15 protein-coding genes are annotated in these 21,196 nt (G+C 63.8%); 4 read left to right on the top strand and 11 right to left on the bottom strand.

Annotation, left to right across the window (positions count from 1 at the left end; all coding sequences use genetic code 11):
• Positions 1-148 precede the first annotated feature (148 nt).
• Entirely contained in the window at positions 149-2,011 is a 1,863-nt protein-coding gene (locus AAFP32_RS12440; RefSeq protein ID WP_350269378.1) for an ABC transporter ATP-binding protein, read from the top strand.
• A gap of 389 nt (positions 2,012-2,400) precedes the next feature.
• Here AAFP32_RS12440 and AAFP32_RS12445 read toward each other — a convergent pair whose 3' ends face one another.
• The 4 genes from AAFP32_RS12445 to rplM all read right to left on the bottom strand — a co-directional run bounded on the left by AAFP32_RS12445 (position 2,401) and on the right by rplM (position 6,428).
• Complete coding sequence (locus AAFP32_RS12445; RefSeq protein ID WP_350269379.1) at positions 2,401-3,342, bottom strand: hypothetical protein; 942 nt, start codon at positions 3,340-3,342, stop codon at positions 2,401-2,403.
• A gap of 462 nt (positions 3,343-3,804) precedes the next feature.
• Positions 3,805-5,157 (bottom strand): phosphoglucosamine mutase, encoded by a 1,353-nt coding sequence (gene glmM, locus AAFP32_RS12450; protein WP_350269380.1) that lies wholly within the window; start codon positions 5,155-5,157, stop codon positions 3,805-3,807.
• A gap of 277 nt (positions 5,158-5,434) precedes the next feature.
• The gene (rpsI, locus tag AAFP32_RS12455; protein ID WP_101620785.1) at positions 5,435-5,950 is read right to left on the bottom strand and encodes a 30S ribosomal protein S9; all 516 of its coding nucleotides are present in this window, start codon (positions 5,948-5,950) and stop codon (positions 5,435-5,437) included.
• A gap of 34 nt (positions 5,951-5,984) precedes the next feature.
• The gene (rplM, locus tag AAFP32_RS12460; protein WP_009883872.1) at positions 5,985-6,428 is read right to left on the bottom strand and encodes a 50S ribosomal protein L13; all 444 of its coding nucleotides are present in this window, start codon (positions 6,426-6,428) and stop codon (positions 5,985-5,987) included.
• 265 nt (positions 6,429-6,693) lie between these two features.
• Between rplM and AAFP32_RS12465 the strand changes: the two genes are divergently transcribed.
• Complete coding sequence (locus AAFP32_RS12465) at positions 6,694-9,318, top strand: hypothetical protein (protein WP_350269381.1); 2,625 nt, start codon at positions 6,694-6,696, stop codon at positions 9,316-9,318.
• On the top strand, positions 9,315-11,459 hold the full coding sequence (locus tag AAFP32_RS12470; protein ID WP_350269382.1) for a hypothetical protein: 2,145 nt from the start codon (positions 9,315-9,317) through the stop codon (positions 11,457-11,459). Before AAFP32_RS12465 ends, AAFP32_RS12470 begins: the two co-directional genes overlap by 4 nt.
• 57 nt (positions 11,460-11,516) lie before the next feature.
• Here the strand turns inward: AAFP32_RS12470 and AAFP32_RS12475 are convergent, their stop codons facing one another.
• The 3 genes from AAFP32_RS12475 to AAFP32_RS12485 form a co-directional block, all read right to left on the bottom strand.
• Positions 11,517-14,084, bottom strand: a complete 2,568-nt coding sequence (locus AAFP32_RS12475; protein ID WP_350269383.1) for a bifunctional UDP-sugar hydrolase/5'-nucleotidase — start codon at positions 14,082-14,084, stop codon at positions 11,517-11,519.
• A gap of 204 nt (positions 14,085-14,288) precedes the next feature.
• Entirely contained in the window at positions 14,289-15,143 is an 855-nt protein-coding gene (gene truA, locus AAFP32_RS12480; RefSeq protein ID WP_101620782.1) for a tRNA pseudouridine(38-40) synthase TruA, read from the bottom strand.
• Positions 15,140-15,778, bottom strand: a complete 639-nt coding sequence (locus AAFP32_RS12485) for a LemA family protein (RefSeq protein WP_350269384.1) — start codon at positions 15,776-15,778, stop codon at positions 15,140-15,142. Before AAFP32_RS12485 ends, truA begins: the two co-directional genes overlap by 4 nt.
• A 270-nt stretch (positions 15,779-16,048) precedes the next feature.
• Between AAFP32_RS12485 and AAFP32_RS12490 the strand changes: the two genes are divergently transcribed.
• Positions 16,049-17,203, top strand: coding sequence for a glycosyltransferase family 1 protein (locus AAFP32_RS12490; RefSeq protein ID WP_350269385.1), 1,155 nt, complete (start codon positions 16,049-16,051; stop codon positions 17,201-17,203).
• A 179-nt stretch (positions 17,204-17,382) separates the two neighbouring features.
• On the opposite strand, the gene AAFP32_RS12495 is transcribed toward AAFP32_RS12490, so the two are convergent.
• From AAFP32_RS12495 to guaA, 4 genes are all read right to left on the bottom strand, one after another.
• Positions 17,383-17,925, bottom strand: coding sequence for an energy-coupling factor transporter transmembrane component T (locus tag AAFP32_RS12495; RefSeq protein WP_350269386.1), 543 nt, complete (start codon positions 17,923-17,925; stop codon positions 17,383-17,385).
• 106 nt (positions 17,926-18,031) lie between these two features.
• A complete protein-coding gene (locus tag AAFP32_RS12500) occupies positions 18,032-18,802 on the bottom strand; it encodes an ABC transporter ATP-binding protein (protein WP_350269387.1) in 771 nt (256 codons plus the stop codon).
• Positions 18,799-19,503 (bottom strand): biotin transporter BioY, encoded by a 705-nt coding sequence (locus AAFP32_RS12505; RefSeq protein WP_350269388.1) that lies wholly within the window; start codon positions 19,501-19,503, stop codon positions 18,799-18,801. The genes AAFP32_RS12500 and AAFP32_RS12505 overlap by 4 nt, the downstream gene beginning before the upstream one ends.
• A 92-nt stretch (positions 19,504-19,595) precedes the next feature.
• Positions 19,596-21,176, bottom strand: a complete 1,581-nt coding sequence (gene guaA, locus AAFP32_RS12510; protein ID WP_350269389.1) for a glutamine-hydrolyzing GMP synthase — start codon at positions 21,174-21,176, stop codon at positions 19,596-19,598.
• Positions 21,177-21,196 lie beyond the last annotated feature (20 nt).

A 21,196-nucleotide genomic window follows, 5' to 3' on the forward strand; every position in this document is an offset into this window, starting at 1 on the left:
AGATTCCGACCTGCGATAGTTGCACTGAGTGCACGGTTTGAATCCTGCGCGAACCATGCGTGGTGGGCTCGAACCCAAGGACAGCTGTGTCCGCTTGCGTCCGTTCGCCCCAGACGCAGGCGGAACGCCACAAAGAAATGAGGCCGATATGAGTCTGCAGTCAGCACACAGGGTGATGTACAGCTCCGTGTCGAGCAAGAAGACCCCGAAGACCTCGATCAAACCGGGCACCTACCGCCGCATCGCCTCGTTCGCGACCAGGCACAAGAAGAAGCTCATCGTCTTCCTCACACTCTCCGTCGGCACAGCCGTCATCGGTGTCCTCAACCCGGTTCTCGCCGGCAAGGTCGTCAACGCGATCACCGGAGGCGGGCCCGTCGAGACCGTCGTCTGGCTGGCCGTGGCGATCGGAGGTCTGGCGATCGCGGACGCCGCGATCTCGATCTTCAACAGGTACCTCTCCTCGCAGATCGGCGAGGGGCTCATCTTCGATCTGCGCTCCGCGGTCTACGACCATGTGCAGAGAATGCCGATCGCTTTCTTCAATCGCACCCGCACGGGCGCTCTGGTCTCCCGCCTGAACACCGATGTCATCGGGGCCCAGCGTGCGTTCTCGAACACGCTGTCAGGCATCGTGTCGAACTTCGTCTCCCTGGTGCTGACCGTCGCCGTGATGGTGACCATCTCCTGGCAGGTCACGGTGCTCTCGATCCTGCTGCTGCCGCTGTTCATCATCCCCACCAGGCTGCTCAGTGGAAAGCTCGCCTCTCTGCAGTTCCAGGCCGCGGAGAACAGTGCCGACATGTCGACGCGGATGACGGAGAGGTTCTCCGCAGGAGGCGCGACGCTGGTCAAGCTCTTCGGCAACCCGAAGACCGAGTCCGAGGAGTTCTCCGACCGTGCCGGCCAGGTCAGGGACATCGGCATCAAGGTGGCCATGCTGCAGTCGACGTTCGTGTCCTCACTGACGCTGGTCTCGGCCCTGGCACTGGCCCTTGTCTACGGCATCGGCGGCGCCCAGGCCGTCCTCGGCCACCTCAACGCCGGCCAGGTCGTCACACTCGCACTCCTGTTGACCAGGCTCTACACTCCCCTGACCATGCTCGCCAATGCGCGTCTAGACATCATGAGCGCCGTCGTCAGCTTCCAGCGCGTCTTCGAGATCCTCGACCTTGTGCCCCTGATCAAGGAACCTGCGACACCGAAGGCCCTGCCGAAGGGCGGGCTGGACGTGACATTCTCGAACGTCGACTTCGCCTATCCCAGTGCGGATCAGGTCAGCCTCGCCAGCCTCGAGGACGTCTCCGTGCTCGACACCCGTGGCGGGGAGGAGGTCCTGCACTCACTCGACTTCACAATCCCCGCCGGCCAGACCGTCGCTCTGGTCGGCTCCTCCGGCGCGGGCAAGTCCACGATCGCCTCGCTCCTGCCCCGCCTCTACGACGTGACCTCAGGGTCGATCACCATCGGTGGCGTGGACGTGCGCGAGCTGTCCTACGAGTCTCTGCGCAAGTCGGTCGGAGTGGTGACTCAGGACGGTCATGTCTTCCACGAGTCGATCCGCTCCAACCTGACCCTGGTCAAACCCGAAGCCACCGATGCGCAGCTGCACCAGGCCATCGATCGGGCCCAGCTCCACAACGTCATCGCGGCCCTGCCCGACGGTTTGGACACGGTCATCGGTGAACGCGGCTATCGGCTCTCCGGTGGTGAACGCCAGCGGCTGACCATCGCGCGAATGCTCCTGGCCGCTCCTGAGGTCGTCGTCCTCGATGAGGCGACTTCGGCCCTGGATTCGACGAACGAGGCAGCCGTACAACAGGCGCTGGCCCAGGCGATGAGTGGACGCACCGCGATGGTCATCGCCCACCGGCTCTCCACGATCCGGCAGGCCGATACGATCCTCGTCGTCGAGGCCGGCCGCATTGTCGAGTCGGGTTCGCACGACGAGCTGCTGGCTCACAGCGGACGCTACGCGGAACTCTACGAAACACAGTTCGCCTCGAGCTGAGGGGCAGACGCCGCGAATTGAGGGGCAGACGCCGCGAATTGAGGTGCAGACGCCGAGAACTGAGGGGCAGCGCTCTATGCGACTGCGGGGCAGACGCCGCGAGCTGAGGGACAGCGCTCCATGCGACTGCGGCCTCTGCCACAAACCGCGTCGACGGGTGAGTGACCCGTGCTGAATTCAGATCGCGGCGATAGCCAACTCTGCACCAAGCGGTTCTGTCCGGGTTTTGGGCCACGCCCTCGGTCAACGGCCTCGATCAACGCCCTCGATCAACGCCAAGCTTGAATATGTCGTCGCCTGCGTCGACATATTCGGACCGACCGTTGATCGAGTGTCATCGCGCTGCCGAGAGCTCGCGACCGAAGGCGTTCTTACGGGCCCACAGTGCCTCATGGACATCTCTTCGTCCTCTGTTCGACAGCAGCTCTGATGCGAATGAACAGCTCGGCGGAGAAGATCTGCGACCAAGTCAGACGAAAGACCACGTACCCGAGATTGCGGAGGCGATACTCTCGACGCCTCTCGAGCTCGAATTCCGACTTCGGCCCTGAACTCTTCAGATAGTACTTTCCTGCACCGTCGAACTCGGCAATGACTCCGGCCTGCTCGTTCGTGAAGTCCGTCCTCGCGACGAAGTCGCCGCGCTCATCGCGGATCACAACCTGCGGTTCGAATCCGGGTACCGAGTACTCGACGAAGCGCACAGCGGTGATCGACTCTGCGACCGATTCTCGGCGCGGGTCGATATTCTCGAGCACCGAGGCGATCCGCGCCTGATGCGTTCTCGGCGGACGGCTGACACAATAGCTTTCGATCTCATTCGCTGAAACGCGTGATTGGCGAACGGCCGCATCGATCACAGCAACGGCGAATGCCAGTGGGAAGTCACGGGCGACGTCGAACAGTGTACGCAAGACCGAGGTGGTGCGAATACCGTTGACAATCACCAAATCGTCGTCGCTGATCTCTCTCTTTCGGATCAGGATAGAGGTTCGCCTCACACCGAATTTCGGATGTACCGACTCCACACACGGGGCTTCGTTCTGGGCGAAGTACGGAACAGGCAGTCCATGAATGATCAGAGCACTTCGATGCGAGAATACGGCGCCCGGCGGCAGGTCACCGACATATGATCTCACCATGATGCGCAGATCCTCACCGCGCTTGAGCATTCCCTTCGACTCCTGTGGCAGGCTGGTGCTCGCAGCTTCTGCGATCGTCGCCACAAAATGGTGAGCAGGCTCGGCGCAGGCACGGGCCACAACGTAGATACCGCGGCGAACTCGTCGCAGACAGCATCGTTCGGCAAGAGTGATCTGGTAAACAGACAACCCGGCGTTCCTGAGCTCCAAAGCAGATATGCACGCGAACATGAGGCAAGCATCGTCGAACGGTGATGTCGAGACAACGTTCTGAATTCCGGCTGTGGATGAACCGTGACTCGAGCGCACAGACCGTGCAAGGTCCCGTCGCACCACCGCTCGCTCACACCATTGATGTCGGAACTATCTCTCAGCAAGGCCCCCGTCGACGGCCCCCACGCAGAGTGAACCCGACTCCGCCGATCAAACTGGATGCAGAAGCTCGACGCGCTGACGATACATTCGGGACTGTGCATTCGGGACCCGATCAACGTGGCGTACGGAAAAGTCGTCTCCGGCGACGACAAAATCAGACTAGCCGTGGATCGAGCGAACAGAGCAGCGAACGAAGCTGGGCGACATCAGAGGCCGCAGCGCACTATGCGACTGCGGCCTCTGCATCGGGTAGGGATGCTTACCGGATCAGGAAGCTCACAGTCCCAGGTGTTCCTTGACATTGGCAGCCAGACGCTCGGCCTGGGCCTGGGCAATGTCTTCGGTCTCCGCCTCGACCATGACACGGATCAGGGCCTCGGTGCCCGAGGCCCGCAGCAGGACGCGACCCGAGCCTTCGAGCTCAGCCTCGACGGCGTTCACCTCGGCCGCAACCTTGGGGTGGTCGACACTGTATTTGTCAACATCCTTGACGTTGACGAGAGCCTGGGGCAGCTGAGGAATCTCGGCAGCCAGGTCAGCCAACGTACGCTTCGAATCGGCCATGCGCTTCATCAGGTGCAGGGCCGTCTGCACGCCGTCGCCGGTCGAACCATGGTCGAGCATGAGCACATGCCCGGACTGCTCGCCACCGAGGACGTAGCCGTCTGCCAGCATGCGCTCGAGGACGTACCGGTCACCCACAGCGGTCTGGACCGTATTGATTGAGTACTTGTCCATGGCGTGGCGCAGGCCGATGTTCGACATCACGGTCGTGACGAGCGTATTGCCGGTGAGCTCGCCGAGCTCCTTGAGGCCGATCGCCAGGATGCCCATGAGTTGGTCACCGTTGATGACACGGCCCAGGGAGTCAACGGCCAGGCAGCGGTCGGCGTCGCCGTCGAAGGCCACACCCAGATCGGACTGAGTTTCGACGACGAGACGCTGGAGTGGTTCGAGGTGTGTGGAACCGACACCGTCATTGATGTTGAAGCCATCGGGCTCAGCGGCGGAAACGATGACTTCGGCACCGGCCTGGCGCAGGGCAGCGGGTCCGACGATGGACGCAGCTCCGTGAGCGCAGTCGACGACGACCTTGAGACCGGACAGGGGGCGTGTACCCTCAGCATCGAGGGACCGCACGAGCTTCTCCGTATATTCGTCGGCAGCGGCGGGATAACGAGAGATGCGACCCACCTCGGCGCCGGTGGGACGTTCCCAGTCCTCGTCGAGGACCGCAAGGATCGAATCCTCGACGGAGTCATCGAGCTTCGTCCCACCTGCCGCGAAGAATTTGATGCCGTTGTCCGGCATCGGATTGTGGGAGGCGGAGATGACGACCCCGAAGGCGGCACCCGTGTCCGCAACGACGCTGGCGATGCCAGGGGTGGGCAGCATTCCCGCATCGAGCACGTCGACTCCCGCGGAGGCGATGCCCGCGGAGATCGCGGCGGAGAGGAACTCACCGGAGATTCGAGTATCGCGGCCGACAACGGCGAAGGGACGCTTGCCTTCCGGCCAACCGCGGGTGAGAACCCGCGAACCTGCAACGGAGAGTTGGAGCGCCAGCCGTGCGGAGATGTCGCGATTGGCGAGTCCACGGACACCGTCGGTGCCGAAGAGTCGTGACATGGAAAGTCCTTTCCTCAATTTCTCGTCGATTTTAGTCCATAACGCCGCCGAGGCGGTGGTGAGCAGACCGTACGACGCCCGAAATTGGTTTGAGATGTGTCGCCCATGTCGGTGCGGGACGACACCGCCTGCGTCGAGGCGAGAGAGGGGCGAAAAGCAGGTGAATGCACGAAATGCGGCCCCGAATCCGGTTCGGGGCCGCACTGCGGTGTTCATCGAGCTGAACTGTCGGGGACTGCGCTTCAGCGGCAGACCAGGCGCAGTCCTGACAGCAGAATCAGCGCTTCGAGAACTGAGGTGCCTTACGGGCCTTCTTGAGACCGGCCTTCTTGCGCTCGGGGACGCGTGCGTCGCGGCGCAGGTAGCCTGCCTTCTTCAGCTCAGCACGGTTCGACTCTTCGTCGATCTGGTTGAGCGAACGGGCAATGCCCAGACGAACGGCTCCGGCCTGGCCGGAAGGTCCGCCACCGGAGATGCGCACGACGACGTCGAAGCGCCCTTCGAGGTCCAGGAGACGGAAGGGCTCGTTGACGAGCTGCTGGTGCAGCTTGTTCGGGAAGTACTCTTCGAGAGTGCGTCCGTTGATGGTCCACTCACCGGATCCGGGGATCAGGCGGACGCGAGCAATTGCCTGCTTGCGGCGGCCGACTCCACTGCCGGGAGCGGTCAGGGACTGACCACGTCCGCCGGCGGTCTGTTCGCCCAGGCCTGCGGAGTCGGGGGTCTCCGACGTGTATTCGGTTGCGGTTGGTTCTTCGACAGCGTCTGTCGCAGTGGTGGTTTCTTCAGCCACGGTTCTCCTCGGTATGTCTAGAGCTCAGGCGCGCTTACTGCGCGACCTGGCTGAGTTCGTACGGCTGCGGATTCTGAGCGGCGTGTGGGTGCTCTCCACCCTGGTACACCTTCAGCTTCTGCATCTGGGCACGTCCGAGACGAGTCTTCGGAACCATACCGCCGACAGCCTTTTCGACTGCGCGCTCGGGATTGGTGGCGAGAAGCTCGGCGTAGTTGACGCTCTTCAGACCACCCGGGTAACCCGAGTGGTGGTAAGCGCGCTTCTGATCGAGCTTCGCACCGGTCAATGCGACTTTGTCTGCATTGATGATGATGACGAAGTCACCGGTGTCGATATGAGGAGCAAAGGTGGTCTTGTGCTTGCCGCGCAACAGGCGTGCAACCTGGGCAGCAAGACGACCGAGCACCTGGTCAGTGGCGTCAATGACGTGCCACTGGCGCTCAATATCGCCGGGCTTGGGTGTGAACGTACGCAAAAGTAGCCTTCTTTTCGTATCTCTTGGTGTAGTGCTGATGATTCATCGGGTCGTGAGTCTGATGAATCAAGGCACTCGTTGTCTTGAATCGGGTCTGCCCATCGAAATCGTCCCCTCACCTACGGGCCTGCAACGCATGAGGCTATGTAAGGGAGCACGACGGACACACACAACGACAATCAAATATACATGCAAGCTCGCTCGCGGAGCAAACGCTCAGGCCAGTGCCAGAGCGGGCGGAAAGCCGAGCCGATACTATTGACCTGTGCCGCCTACATCCTTCCTGCCCACGCGCCTTCCCGCATACAGACTCCTGGTGCTGGGATTAGTCCTCGGGCTTCTGGTGCTCGCGCTCGGCCCGGCACAGTCACCGGCCACCGCGGCAGACGAGTCAGCGGCCACCGGATCACCCTCAACCTCACCTGCCAGCACCACAGCAGCGTCGACCACCGCACCATCGTCGATGACCGGAGCATCAGGTGAGGATTCCACCGGCTCGCACGACCCCGCCGGCAAGACAATCGTCTACGGCATACCCGGTCTGACCATCAGTGATATCGACCGCGTGCGCACGCCCAACCTCTATGCGCTCTTCTCCAGCGGCTCGGCGGCCAACCTGAATGTGCGCACCATCGGCTCGGCCACCTGCCCCGGCTCGGGCTGGCTGTCCATGGGTGCCGGTGCACGGGCACAGGCAGGACCGCCCGCTGATCCAGAGCACGAAGACAACAAGGCCACCTGCCCACCGTTGAGTGCACCTTCGACCGCCAACGATGCTGTGGCGAAGACGCTCGACGGCGTGGATGACGCCACGAAGTCGGGTGTCGGCACAGACGCATCGAGTGACGAAGATCTCGCCCAGAGCTCCGCAGATGGCACGACCACCGCGACGATCGACGACTTCGAGTCCATCAAGGAACCGAACATCGACTCCGGATACTCGGTGGACTACGGGATGCTCGCCCGCCTCATCCGCGAGCAGGGGAAGGCCGCCTCATCAGAGACTGGCCCGGCGGGAGACGAAGCACAGTTGAAGCCCTGCGTCGCCGCCGAGGGTCCCGGCGCGGCCTATGCTGTGGCTGACGAGAACGGCATCGTGGCCAACTACACCGACGACGCGGCCGCCACGGACTGCCGGCTCGATCTCGTCGACCTGGGCTCGATCGGCTCCTCGGCCTGGCTCTACGATCCGATCCCCAACTACTCCTACACTGTGCCTGCCTTCTTCGACCGTGAGAAACGCGTTGCCGAGGCCGACAAACGTTTGGGTACCAAACTGGCGGAAGCACGTGATTCCGCGACGCCGGGAAGTGGAGAGCCCACGATCATTGTGGCCGGCCTCGGCGACAGCTCGAGTCTGCCGCAGCTGCGCGCGTTCATCGCTTCCGGCCCCGGCTACGAACCAGGCAGTCTGTCCTCGGCAAGCACCCGCACCCCCGGCCTCCTGCAGCTCACGGACATCGCTCCGGGAATCCTCGACCAGGTCGGCATCTCCTCCCCCAGCGGCATCTCCTTCGACAGCACACCGAGCGATGATGAGCCACAGAAGCGCATCGACGACCTCGTCTCGGAATCGCAGAAGGCGACGTCGATCTACCAGCATCTGTCGACGTTCTCCCTGCTTCTCGATACCACCTTCTATCTCCTGTTCATCTTGTGCGGCCTGCTCCTGAGCCGGAGCTTCCTCGGTCGCCGAGGCGGTGCGACGATCGCCCCGACCGTGCACAGGTTCCTCGGCTGGGTCTCCTTGGCCGTGGCGACTCTGCCGATGAGCGCGTTCCTGGCCGGGCTGTTCCCGTGGGCCAGACTGCCGCATCCCGGGTTCGGTCTCAGCGTTTCGGTCGCAGTCTCGGCCGCGCTCCTCTTCGGTGCCTCTCTGCTTCCACCGTGGGGGCGAACCTGGCGCGGTCGTGTGGCAGCACTCTCGCTGTTGAGCTTCCTCATCCTCTCCGCAGACCTCATCACCGGTTCGCATCTGCAGGGCAATTCACTGCTGGGCTATAACCCGATCGTCGGCGGCCGTTACTACGGTCTGGGCAATCAGGGTGCGGCAATCTTCATCGTCAGCCTCTTCAACTTCCTGGGTCTTGCGATCTCCTGGCTGCGGGCGAATGGGCATCGTCGGATGGTCTTCATCCTTCCCCTCACCCTCGGGCTGTTTGCGGTGCTCGTGTCCGGAAATCCGTCCTGGGGAGCGAAGTTCGGGGGCACGATCGCCACCTTGGCCGGTCTTCTCGTGCTGCTGGCACTCGTCAGTCGTATCCGCCTCTCCGTCTTCCGCCTTGCACTCATCGGCCTCGCCTCCTTGGCCGTGCTCTTGGGCATCGCGTTCCTCGACTGGCTGCGTGAGCCGGGGGCACGATCGCACTTCGGGAACTTCTTCGACCAGATCGTCACCGGTGAAGCCCTGCAGGTGGTCGCTCGGAAGCTCAGCGCCAATCTCCACATCATGCAGATCAACCCGGCGCTGGCGATCGTCACTCCCCTCGCGATCATCGCCATCCTGTTCTTCCTCCGTTATCTGCTCCACTTCCCCAACATTGCCTCCACCAGTCGCACCGGTCGTCTGACGAACACATGGCGGGGACGCCTGCCACAGGTGTTCGCGGACCAGGACATCCACTTCGGATTCCTCGCCGCGGCCACAGGCATGGCGGTGGGGCTGGTAATCACCGACTCCGGCATCGCCGTGCCCTCGACTGGTGCCATGGTGCTGCTGCCCTATCTGCTGGCGCTGAGCGCCGAGCACGCCGATGAGAAGGTCACCAGCCGTTGGCCACGCCGGAACAGCCAACGGACCATCCTCACGACTGCCGAGACCTCTGCCGCCGAGCCCCCCGCTGGCGGCTCCTCTGAAAGTTCGCCTGAAGCCAGGAAGGATCGGACATGAGGGCGAAGATGTTCCCGCTGCGGGTGCTGCTGGGCGTCTTCGTCATCGCTCTGCTCATCCTCGGGCTCCCGCCGGCGTCCCAGGCGGGCACGACCGCGGACACCGCAGGCTCGGCCGCGACGACGGACACCACCAAATCAGCGGCGGAGAATGCGCCGATCTTCATTGGGGTCTCCGGCTTCAGCTTCGAAGACCTCGATCCGCGCACCACCCCGAACCTGTGGAAGATGATGAAGTCCGCACAGATCGGCACCATCACTCCTCGCAGCGTGCGAGCCAGCAGCTGCCCGGTCGACGGCTGGTTGGCCGTGGGGTCGGGACGTCGCGCCGCCGACGAGCCCCGCGAAGAATGCCGTCAGCCGGCCCCGCCGCTGGATGGCTGGGTTGCGGACTGGGATGTCTACAGCCAAGTGGCGCGTGGGGACAACTACGACGCCCTATTGGGCGGACTCTCCGAGTCGGTGCCGACGATCAAGGCCTTCGGCCCCGGTGCAGCCATTGCCGCAGCCGCTCCCAACGGACATGTGAAAGGCTGGTCTCCAGTCGGCGATGATCTCGCGGACAAGGCCACACAGGCCTCGGAAAACGGCGAACTGTCGCTGATCGACCTCGGCAACACCACCTCGGACGGATACTCCCTCAAGAGCCTCGACCGGCGGGTCGGCACGATCCTCCACGCCAACGGATGGAGCGATGGCGACGCCTCGCAGGGGCTGTCTCAAGGGAACTCGCCGGTGATCTTCTCCTCTATCGCTGACGGAGACAACGACGGTTCCTCGATGCAGGCGACGATGGCACTCGAACCCGGTAGCGCTGCGGGACTGCTGACGTCCTCGTCGACACGGCAGCCAGGTCTGGTGCAGGTCCCCGACATCGCACCGACGCTCGTCGAACTCAGCGGCGGCGAGCCCATGGCGAATGTGGCCGGTGCTCCGATGACCCATGACAACACCGGCGGAAGTTGGGAGTCTCGCTTCCAGGCGGTTCTCGACCGTCAGGTGGCGGTGAAGACCCAGAACGAACTGTCCACCTGGTTCTTCCCCGTCATCGCCTCACTCATGGTCGGCCTGCTGGTTCTGGCATGGTTCCTGCGCAAGAATCATCGTGCCCTCGTCCAAACCGGCGCCTACCGGCTGGGCATAGTCTTCGCCGCAATGCCGGTCTCGACCTATCTGGTCAACACCGTGCCGTGGGAGAGAGCGACCAACCCGGATATTGCGATGCTGGGAGCCTTGGCCGGCTGGTCACTGATCCTCGGCGTCATCGCCCTGCTGGGCCCGTGGCGCGGGTACAAGTTCGGACCGGTGCTCTTCGTCTGCGTCGTCACGGTCCTCGTCCTCGCCTACGACGTGATCACCGGTTCTGCGCTCCAGATGTCGACACTGCTGGGAGAACCGCTGCTCATCGCATCAAGGTTCTACGGCATCGGCAACTCCGCACTCGCGCTCTACTGCTGCGCCCTGCTGCTGGCCGTGGCCGGGTTCGCGTCGCTGACGACACGACCGATCGTGCGCATCCTCATCGTCACCGTGCCCATCCTCGTGTCCAGCGTCATCCTGGCCGCACCGGGGCTGGGCACGAAGTTCGGGTCCGTACCGACGCTGATCATCGGCGTCGCCTACCTCGTGCTCGCGGCCGCAGGGATCAGATTCTCGCTCAAACGCATGGGTCTGACGGTGGGAATCGCGGGCTTCGTCATGCTGGCGGTCCTGTTCATCGACTGGCTGCGTCCCGCCGATCAGCGCACCCACTTCGGCCGCTTCTTCGACTCCATCATCAGCGGTGAGGCCCTGAGTGTTCTGACCCGCAAGATCGGCATGAATATCGACATCCTGACCCAGTCATGGATGACGCTGGTCCTGCCCCTCATCATCATCGGGGTGTTCTGGCTGGCACTGGCACCCCAGCGTTTCTCACTGCCGGGAATAACCGACGCCTACAATCGGATCCCACTGCTGCGGGCGGGCATGATCAGCCTGGCCATCCTGCTGGGCGTCGGCACAATCATCAACGACTCGGGAATCGTCGTCCCCGCCGTGGGCATCCTCTTCCTCGTCCCTGTCCTCGTCCACCTCGAAACCTTCCAGACGAAGCAGACAGAAGACAGCGGCGGTCAGACGAAACTGTCTGGTCCCGTCTGACCGCCGCCTGCTCAACGTCACTTCGTGACGCGTCTCAGCCCGTGCTGATCCTCTGCCTCACACGGTGGTCTTGCGCCGGCGCACCACGGTCACGGCCATACTGCCTGCGACGATGAGCGCAAGTGCCGCAGCCACCAGGTTCATGGCTTCGAAGCCGGTGCGAGGCAGGTCCCCGCCGTCCTTCGAACCATCGGCGTCGGCTCCACTGCCATCCGCATTCGCCGAGGTGGCCCCGGAGGCATTCGCGTTCGCGCCGTTGGCGTTCACATCCGATCCCGACGCGTCTGCGGATCCGTCATCACCATCGGCACCGCCGTTGGCGTTGGCATCCGATCCGGCGCCGTCGGACGTGCCATCGGCACCGCCGTCATCACCAGCCGCCGCATTCGCCTCATCGCCGACCTGTGCCGTGGCCTCGAACTCGTGACTGACCGGCAGCGGGTTGTCATCCCACCATTGCCCGTCGCCGGCCTTCATGCCCACCTCCACGGTGACCTCTCCGGAGGCATCCTCGGGTGCGGTGACGTTGATGGAGACGTCACTGGCACCGGCTGGGATCGAATCCAAGGTGATTGTCTTCGCAGCCTTCTGGGCTCCCGTCGATCCGGAATCAGCGGCGCTGACGGTGTAGCCCTCGGGCAGGTCAACACTCACGTCGACAGGTCCCGGAACCTCTTCCTCGGCGGTGGTGTTGAGGACGAAGCTCTTGCTCTCACCGGGCTCGATGCCCTCGTCGGGGGCGGCGAGATCGACCGTGAGGTCACCGTTGTCGATGACGTCCTTGGTCAGGTCGGCCTGACGTTCGTCGTCATCTGGTGAGACCTTCTCGTTGCCTTCCGTGCGCTTCTCGAAGTAGTCGACCCAGGTCTCGAAGTCCGTGAGCCCGGAGAGTTCGAAGTCACCCTTGGCGAAGGAGAAGAAGTTGTCTCCCCCGGAGGCGAGGAAGCTCAGCGTCGCGACCCTGTATTCCTTGTTCGGGTCGAGCTTCTTGCCATCGACCTCGACCGACTCCACATGCTCACCCTCAGCGGCGTCGGAGTCGTAGACGACTTCGAGCTCGTCGGAAATGCCGAGGTGGAGGAACGGGCGCGAGGCATCTGCTGGCTGCCACTGCTCCTCGAACAGCCCGATGACGTCGGAGCCCTGCATTGTCACGACCCCATGGTCATTGGCGAAGGGCAGGACCGCGCTGAGCTCAGCGGCCGTGACTTCACACTTGCCTTCGGTGTTGTAGATGTCGTCACATGTCAGGTCCGTGCGCAATCCGCCCGGGTTCGTGATGCCGAAGTCGGCGTCGTCGAGCTGTGTGCCCTCGACTCCGTCCTTGAGGGCGTCAGCGACGAGGTTGCCCAGAGTGCTCTCCGCACCGCGGTCCTCCTCGCCGCCCTTCGTGGCGCGGGTGATGTCTTCGCTGATCTCACCTGCGACGACAGAGCCCGGGACCTTCGCCTTTTCGTCGGCGTCTGCGATGATCTGGGTGACTTCGTCGACGACAGGCGAATCGTAGCTCTTATCCTCCGTCGCAATGAGATCGGAGTCCGCGGTGGTCCAGTTTCCGTTCTCATCGGCTTCGAGTTGGACCTGGCCGACGTATTTTCCGTAGTTGCCGGCCTGGACGACGGGGCGGGTCCGGTCGGGTTCACCGGGTACAGGGGCCTCGAACGAGGACGGCAGGTGGGTGTGGCCGGTGAAGAGCACATCGACGGAAGCATCTGATTCTGTCACGAGCTTCTTGAACTCAGCGTTCGAGGCCTGAGCGTCACCGAGGCTCTTCGTGTTCGAAGCGCCGAGGTGGGCCTCGACGACCGTCATATCCGGCTGCTCGCCTTCGGGCAGAGCCTCGATCTCACCGGCAACACGGTTGACGGCGTCGGTGGGGTCACCGAAATCGAGATCAGCGATGCCGGTGGGTGAGACCAGCGACTTGGTGTCCTTGGTGACGACACCGATGACAGCGATCTTCACGCCACCCACATCGATCGTCGTGTAGTCCTCGAGCCCGTCGACGACCTCGGTGGTGCCCTTGTCATAGACGTTGGCGGCGGCGTAGGGGAAGTCCGCTTCGGAAGAGACTCTGCCGGTGAGGTCGTCGATGCCCTGGTCGAACTCGTGGTTGCCCACGGTCGAAGCCTGGAGGCCGATTGCGTTGAGGACGTCAAGAGTCGGGGTGTCCTGCTGAGAGGAGGAGACGTAGGTGGAGGCTCCGATGTTATCGCCGGCGGAGAGGAACCCGGTTCCGGCGGTGCCCTGCTGAGCCGCATACTTCGCGCGCTCTTCCTCGACGACCGAGGCGACCTGTGTGCCAGCCTCGGCGATGCGTCCGTGGAAGTCGGTGATGTTGAGCAGCTGGACCTGTGTGCCCTCGGCTGCAGCCTGAGCCGAATTGTCCGAATCCTCGGTGTCGTCGCCTCCGACAGAGGACGAGTCTGCGCCGGATGAGTCCCTTGGGGATGAGTTGCTTGGTGATGAGTTGCTTTGCGGTGGTTCGGGGTTGTTGCTCTCGGCGGGTGCTTCCTTGACGGAATCACCTCCGAGCGACGCGGCAACGGCGGGGGCGATGCCAGGCAGAGTCAGCATTGACACTGCCGCTCCTGTTGCCAGCATCTTCGTCATCAATTTCGACATGTATGTGATTTCCTTTGGTCATTTCATCCACTGCACAACCACTGTGCCTCGCGAGGATCAAGCAGACTCATCCTGCAGTGCCGAAGAGAACGGGAAGTTACCTACATGTGAATGTACACAGGATTCTCACATCTGGATAGAGGTTTTCTCACAAAAAGACGACAAGGTGCCCAGTCAACGGTGATCAATGTCCGAGGACGACAGCTAGTCCTGAGTGCGCCGAGCCATCGTCTGGGCTGCCCGGGAGGCATAGAACTCGGCCTCGGGATATCCCACCCCGGTGAGGACGAGCCCGTGTGCGGGCGTGACGAACATTGGAACTTCGGGGTCGATGCCGGCGTCCGCCTCGGCGAGGAGTTCCGCCGGGCGAGTCACCGGCCAGGTGCCGGATCCGACCTTGATCAGCCCGCCCACCAGGGCACGAACCATGTGGTGGCAGAAGGCATCGGCACGCAGATCGATCCTGATCACGGCGTCCTGGTCCCGGGTGATCTCGAGCTCGTAGAGGGTGCGGATCGTTGTCGCACCTGCCCGTGGTTTGCAGAAGGGAAGGAAATCGTGAAGGCCCTGGGCCTCGCGTGCGGCTTCGGCCATGGCCTCGGCGTCGAGTTCACCTTTGTGCCGCAGTGTCACGGGAGTCAGCAGCGGGTCGATGAAGGACCGACGGTCGGCGAGTCTGTACTGGTAGGTCCGCCACAGTGCGGAGAACCGGGCATCGAAGTCCTCTGGGACCTCGGATACGGCGTGGATGATGATGTCATCGGTGTCATCGACCGTGAGGACTCCGCGCAGACGCGAGAGCAGTGCCGCCTCGGCGGATCGGGAGGACTTGCCGATGAGCTTTTCGATGCCGGCCGTGGGCAGGTCGATGTGGACTGTCTGTCGTCTCGCATGGACTCCCGCATCGGTCCGCCCGGCAACGACGGTGGCCACCTCGTCGCCGGTGATCCGGGACAGTCCAGCCTCGAGCGATGCCTGCACGGTGCGCAGGCCAGGCTGCTTCGCCCAACCGTGGAAGTCGGTGCCGCGATAGCCGAGGTCGATGCGGAAGCGCGTCATGATCCGGCCGGTCCTGATTGGTCCTGGGCTCCAGACTGCTGCTGCGGCTGCGCCTCGGTGAAAGTCTGCTGCGGCTGGACCTCGGTGAAGGGCTCGCGGGCCTTGAACACATTCTGAAACAGCCGTGACACGACTCGTTCTCGCTGCCGGTGGTAGAGATCGACGTTCGTGTTGTAGATGCGGGCCCCGGACAGGATGCGCTCGGTCAACACGTTCAGCTGACCGTGCAGAAGCGCGATCGTGGTGTCGAGCTCGTCCCGGGGACTCGCCTGCATCGCCAGGGAAGAATCGGTGGCAATGGCCCTGTCGCCGATCTGGCTGGGAATCTGTGCCGCATCGTCGACGGCACGAGTCAGCGCACTCTCCGCGGCAGCACCGCGAGGGCCGAACGGTGCACGCTCGGCCGAGGCGAGCGCGAGTTCGACAGAGCTGAGATCTTGCGTGGTGACCTGCTGCAGGGTCCCGATGTAGGCGGGCACGAGCGCGTGCCGACCGCGGAGTTCGACGAGCAGCTGACGTTTGGCCTCATCGCAGAGTGAACGAGCCATCGACAGCTGGTTGAACCGCAAGAGCGTCAGGACCAGTGCGAGGACGACGAGGGCGAGCACACATGCTCCGACAATGAACCAGACCATTCTCGCCTCTCCCCACTCACTCGCATTGCCGACACTTCAGTTTACGCGGGGTTCAGACTCGCCGCGAACTAGCCACCGGCTCGTGACACATGCGTCATCCCCTCGTCGCTGATGGGCCAGCCACGCGTCGCTGATGGGCCAGCCACGCGTCGCTGGCAGCACCACAGTGCGGTGACAGTTGGGATTGTGCGCGGCGATTTCAGCATTTCGTCGTCGGACGGTCGTCTCAATGTCGCCCGTCCGTCACCCTGAGGGCGTGAACTGAGTTGTGTGAGAGTAGCGATCATTGCAGAGTCCTTCCTCCCCAACATGAATGGGGTCACCCACTCACTCCTCCGTGTCCTGGACCATCTGGCCGACCGCGGAGACGAGGTCCTCATCATCGCACCAGGCACACGCCGCGACGGCCCCAAGGAGGTCGCCGGAGCCCGCATCATCCGTGTTCCTTCGATCGCCCTGCCGAAGTATCGCCGGGTCCGTGTGGCTCCCGGCGGTGTCAGCCGCATCAAACGGCTGTTGGAGACTTTCGACCCCGATGTCGTCCATCTGGCCAGCCCCTTCGTGCTCGGCTGGCGCGGGGTCCTGGCTGCCCAGAGCCTCGACCTGCCCACAGTGGCGATCTATCAGACCGAGGTTCCCGCCTACGCCGCTCGGTACGGCATGCACGGCATCGAGGCCATGCTGTGGTCGCACGTGCGCAACATCCATCAGCACGCCTCCCTGACTCTGGCCCCATCGTCGTACACCCTCGAGCAGCTGTCCGGGCTCGGAGTCGCCGAGGTGGATCTGTGGGCACGTGGGGTCGACTCCTCCCGCTTCGACCCCAGTCACAGATCAGAGGCCTGGCGCCGGTCGGTGGCACCGAATGGGGAGAAGATCATCGGCTACGTCGGTCGGCTCGCCGCCGAGAAGCAGGTGGAGGACCTGGCTATTCTGGAGGATGTGCCCGGCTCGAAGCTCGTCATCGTCGGCGACGGTCCGTGGCGGGCGCGCCTCGAACGATCCCTGCCGAATGCGCATTTCACCGGTTTCCTGGGCGGCGAGGCCCTGGCTCAGGCAGTGGCGAGCTTCGATGTCATGGTCGCCCCCGGCGAGCTCGAGACCTTCTGCCAGACGATCCAGGAGGCAATGGCCTCTGAGGTGCCCGTCATCGCTCCCGCGCGCGGCGGCCCGCTTGATCTCGTCGACTCCTCACATACCGGGTGGCTCTACGCACCGAAGGATCTGGCGGCGATGCGCGGACATGTCACCGACCTCCTCGGCGATGAGGCGAAGCGTCGGGCGTTCGGTGTCGCCGGACGCCAGCAGGTGCTAAGCCGCAGCTGGAAGAGCGTGTGCTCACAGCTCATCGGCCACTATTCGCGGGCGATCGAGAACCCGCACCCGCAGGTACTGGGCCGCGGCTTCACCGTCCAGACAGGCTGAGCCTGCGCCCCACGCTGAGCCGAGCGCAGGTCAGAACGTCGAGCGCCGACCGCCGCGCCCAAAGCAGAGAGCAGGGAGTCGCCTCTCAATGCTCCGGTGTGCTCTCAACGCTCCGGTGTGCTCTCAACGCTCCGGTCTGCTCTCGATGCTCCGGGGTGGTCTCGATGCCCGGAGGGTGGTCAGTCCACGATTCCACGGGCGTCGAGTGCCCGGCCTGTGTCCTGGGCGTATTTGACCGAGCGGAGGATCGCGGGGACGACCCTGGCCTTGATGCTCGAGTCGAGGCCGCGAGCTCGGGCAGCACGGTCGGCCTCCCCCAGCAGGCCGGAGATGTGCGAGATGGCACGAACCATGAGACTTGCGGTCAGGGCGATCGTGTCGGGACTGGCACCGAGGAAGCGCAGTGGTGAGACGATGAGGGTGAAGGTGTCGAGCAGCTGTGCCACGGTGGTGGTCAGTGTCAGCAGCATCGCGGCCTGCACACAGGCGAACACGGTGCCGCCGACTGTGAGGCCGGCTCGCAGCGATCCGAAGAAGTACTGCATGGCCACGACGATGAGGATCAGCACCGCCGCATAGATCCAGGTCCTAAGGAAGTGATGCAGTCTCAGTCTGGCGGTGAAGCCGAGGACGACAAGAGCGGCGAACATCGACCAGTTGATGACCGGGTCCCGGAAGATCAGTGCCACGACTCCGATCAGGGCGATGACAGCAAGCTTCACCTCTGGTGCTGTTCGATGCAGCCAACCGGGATTGTGCGCAACCTTCCCGAACAGCTGCGGTCGAGGTCGGATACCCGCGCGGGATCGGCGGCTCAACGGACGACGCTCATGAGGAGTCGCTCATGATCAGCTCACGGTACATCCGAGTCGCCTCCGCAGGGGCCGAGTCGTGGACGACGCGTCCGGAATCGACGACGAGGGCACGGTCGGCCAGCCCGGCGAAGTCGAGGTCGTGGGTCGAGAAGATCACGCGCACGCCCCGGCTGACGACAAGGTCTGCCAGGAGTTTCCGCAGCTTCTCCTTGTTGCGCAGGTCCAACAGTGTGGTCGGTTCGTCGAGGACGAGGATCTGCGGGTCAACAGCCAGCACTGCGGCCAGAGCCACGAGCTGGCGCTGACCGCCGGACAGCTCATAGACGCTGCGATCGGCAAGGTCAGCGATGCCCAGTTCCTCGAGCACTGCCAGTGCGGCAGCGCCGCGCTGCGCCCTCGGAACACGTTTGCGCAGGGAAAGTTCGATGTCTTCGAGGGGAGTCGGCATCACCAGCTGCGCTGCGGGATCGGTGAAGACGAAGCCCACACGCGAGCGGACCTGCTTCGCCTGCTCGACCGGGTCGAGGCCGTCGATGAGCACCCGGCCGGAATTGGCTGTGACCAGTCCGTTGAAGAGCTGCAGCAGCGTGGACTTCCCTGATCCGTTGGCGCCGATGATCGCAATCATCGGCTCGTCCAAAGTGACGTTGACGTCGGTGAGGATCGGGCGGTAGACATCGCCAGTCGGAGTGTCGTCGAGGACCCCGACCGAGACCTCGGCGAACGAGATCTCCGGTGCCCCCTCCCCCGCGGAATCAGGAGCGAACCTGTCTCCGAAGATCACTGTGCCGCAGAGCCTTCTGCAGCGCCCTCAACGCCAGCACCTTCGGAGTCGGCACCCGCGTTCGGCACCGGCGTCGAGACACCTCGGCGGCGGAGGACATCGGGGAATGCCCGGTGGATGAGTAGTGCGACGGAGACGGCGAGGACGTTCTTGATGATGTCCCCGGGCCAGTACGCGAGGTCGGCGACCGCAGCCACCCCCAGGGGCAGGTCGGCATTGATCGACATCCCGAGGATCCCAAGCGGATGGTTGAGCAGCAGGCTCGAGCCCAGCCCGCCGACGAACAGGGCGATCCACAGCTTCGATCCGCGGAAGCGGCGAATGGCCCAGCGGGCGACGAATCCGACGGCCAGAGCGTAGAGCGTGAACGAGGTGATGTAGCCGGCGCTGGGTCCGGCGAGTATGCCGATGCCGCCGCTCATGCCGGAGAAGATCGGCAGGCCCAACAGTCCCAGGACGACGTAGAGCAGGACGGCGGCCCCTCCGCGCCACGGACCCAACACCAAACCGCACAGCGCGACGGCGAAGGTCTGCAGCGTGATCGGCACACCGGCCGGGCCCACAGGGATCGGCGGCATCATCGCGAACGCCGCCAGCAGAGCGGCGAAGACCGCGATCAGGGCGATATCTCCGGCTCTGCCGGCTGAATTCGACCGGGAGGCCTTAGCCGAGGTGGGACTGGCGGTGTGCGCATGTGACATGAGTTCTCCGATGGCTAGATGGACCCGAGACTCACTCGGGCATCCCCAACCCTAACTGAACACTGTTCAGGAGTTGTAGTCGGTCAACAGAATCATTCCCATTCGATGGTGCCCGGAGGCTTAGAGGTGACGTCGAGGACGACTCTGTTGATGTCGTCGACCTCGTTCGTGATGCGGTTCGAGATGACCGAGAGGACGTCGTAGGGAACCCGTGTCCAATCGGCGGTCATCGCGTCTTCGCTGGAGACCGGACGCAGCACGACCGGATGGCCGTAGGTGCGCCCGTCGCCCTGGACACCCACGGAGCGAACGTCGGCCAGGAGGACGACCGGGCACTGCCAGATCTCTGAATCGAGGCCTGCCTTGGTCAGCTCTTCGCGGGCGATGGCATCGGCTCGGCGCAGGATCGACAGGCGGTCCTCCGTGACTTCGCCGATGATGCGGATTCCCAGCCCAGGGCCGGGGAACGGCTGGCGGGAGACGATGGCATCGGGGACTCCGAGCTCACGACCGATGGCGCGGACCTCGTCCTTGAACAGGGCGCGCAGGGGTTCGATGAGTTCGAAGGTGATGTCATCGGGCAGCCCGCCCACATTGTGGTGGCTCTTGATGTTCGCGGTGCCCGATCCGCCGCCGGATTCGACGACGTCGGGGTAGAGAGTGCCCTGGACGAGGAATCCGATCTCTTCGCCTTCACCCTTGGCCTCAAGGACGAGGTCGGCTGCGGCCTTCTCGAAGGTGCGGATGAACTCGCGGCCGATGATCTTGCGCTTGGTCTCCGGATCGGTGACGCCGGCGAGTTCGGACAGGAACTGCTCACGCGCATCGATGGTGACCAGACGGACACCGATGGAGTTCACGTAGTCGTTCTCAACCTGTTCGCGTTCGTTCTCACGCAGGAGACCGTGGTCGACGAAGACGCAGGTGAGCTGGTCACCGATGGCCTTGTGGACCAGTGCCGCAGCCACGGAGGAGTCGACTCCGCCGGACAGGGCGCAGATGACCTTCTTCGATCCGGCACGCTGCTGGATCAGTTCGATCTGCTCGTCGATGACCGAGGCGTTGGTCCAGTCGGCCGTGAGACCGGCGACCTTGAAGAGGAAGTTCTCGAGGATCTGCTGCCCATGCTCGGAGTGAAGGACCTCGGGGTGCCACTGCACACCGGCGAACTTGCGTGCCGCACACTCGAAGGCGGCGACCGGGGTGTCCGGGGTCGATGCGAGCACGTCGAAGTCAGCGGGCGCCTCGGCGACGGAGTCTCCGTGGGACATCCACACCTTGTAGCTGTTCGGGGTCTCAGCCAGCAGTGCGCCGGTGCTGGCGACCGTGACCGGGGTCGAGCCGTACTCGCGCTTATCGGTTTCGGCGACTCGCCCGCCGAGTGTGGTCGACATGAGCTGGAAGCCGTAGCAGATGCCCATGGTGGGCACGCCGAGGTCGAAGACAGCAGTGTCGAATCCGGGGGCGCCCTCATCGTTGACGCTCGAGGGTCCGCCCGAGAGCACGATGGCGACTGGATTCTTGGCCGCGAACTCTGCGGCCGGTGCGTCATGGGCGATGATCTCGGAATACAGTCCCGCCTCGCGGATCCGTCGGGCGATGAGCTGCGCGTACTGCGCACCGAAATCGACCACGAGGACAGGAGGCACCTGTGTGCTCTGGGTTTGCGTCATGACCCAATTCTAAACACCGG

Origin of the sequence: Brevibacterium sp. CBA3109, assembly GCF_040256645.1 — a bacterium.
GTDB lineage: Bacteria > Actinomycetota > Actinomycetes > Actinomycetales > Brevibacteriaceae > Brevibacterium > Brevibacterium koreense.

What these genes read in the sequence shown, in the direction of transcription:
- AAFP32_RS12440 (WP_350269378.1), top strand. Translation starts at nt 149, where the DNA reads ATGAGTCTGCAGTCAGCACACAGGGTGATGTACAGCTCCGTGTCGAGC.
- glmM (WP_350269380.1), bottom strand. Translation starts at nt 5,157, where the DNA reads ATGTCACGACTCTTCGGCACCGACGGTGTCCGTGGACTCGCCAATCGC.
- AAFP32_RS12470 (WP_350269382.1), top strand. Translation starts at nt 9,315, where the DNA reads ATGAGGGCGAAGATGTTCCCGCTGCGGGTGCTGCTGGGCGTCTTCGTC.
- AAFP32_RS12475 (WP_350269383.1), bottom strand. Translation starts at nt 14,084, where the DNA reads ATGTCGAAATTGATGACGAAGATGCTGGCAACAGGAGCGGCAGTGTCA.
- truA (WP_101620782.1), bottom strand. Translation starts at nt 15,143, where the DNA reads ATGACGCGCTTCCGCATCGACCTCGGCTATCGCGGCACCGACTTCCAC.
- AAFP32_RS12485 (WP_350269384.1), bottom strand. Translation starts at nt 15,778, where the DNA reads ATGGTCTGGTTCATTGTCGGAGCATGTGTGCTCGCCCTCGTCGTCCTC.
- AAFP32_RS12505 (WP_350269388.1), bottom strand. Translation starts at nt 19,503, where the DNA reads ATGTCACATGCGCACACCGCCAGTCCCACCTCGGCTAAGGCCTCCCGG.
- guaA (WP_350269389.1), bottom strand. Translation starts at nt 21,176, where the DNA reads ATGACGCAAACCCAGAGCACACAGGTGCCTCCTGTCCTCGTGGTCGAT.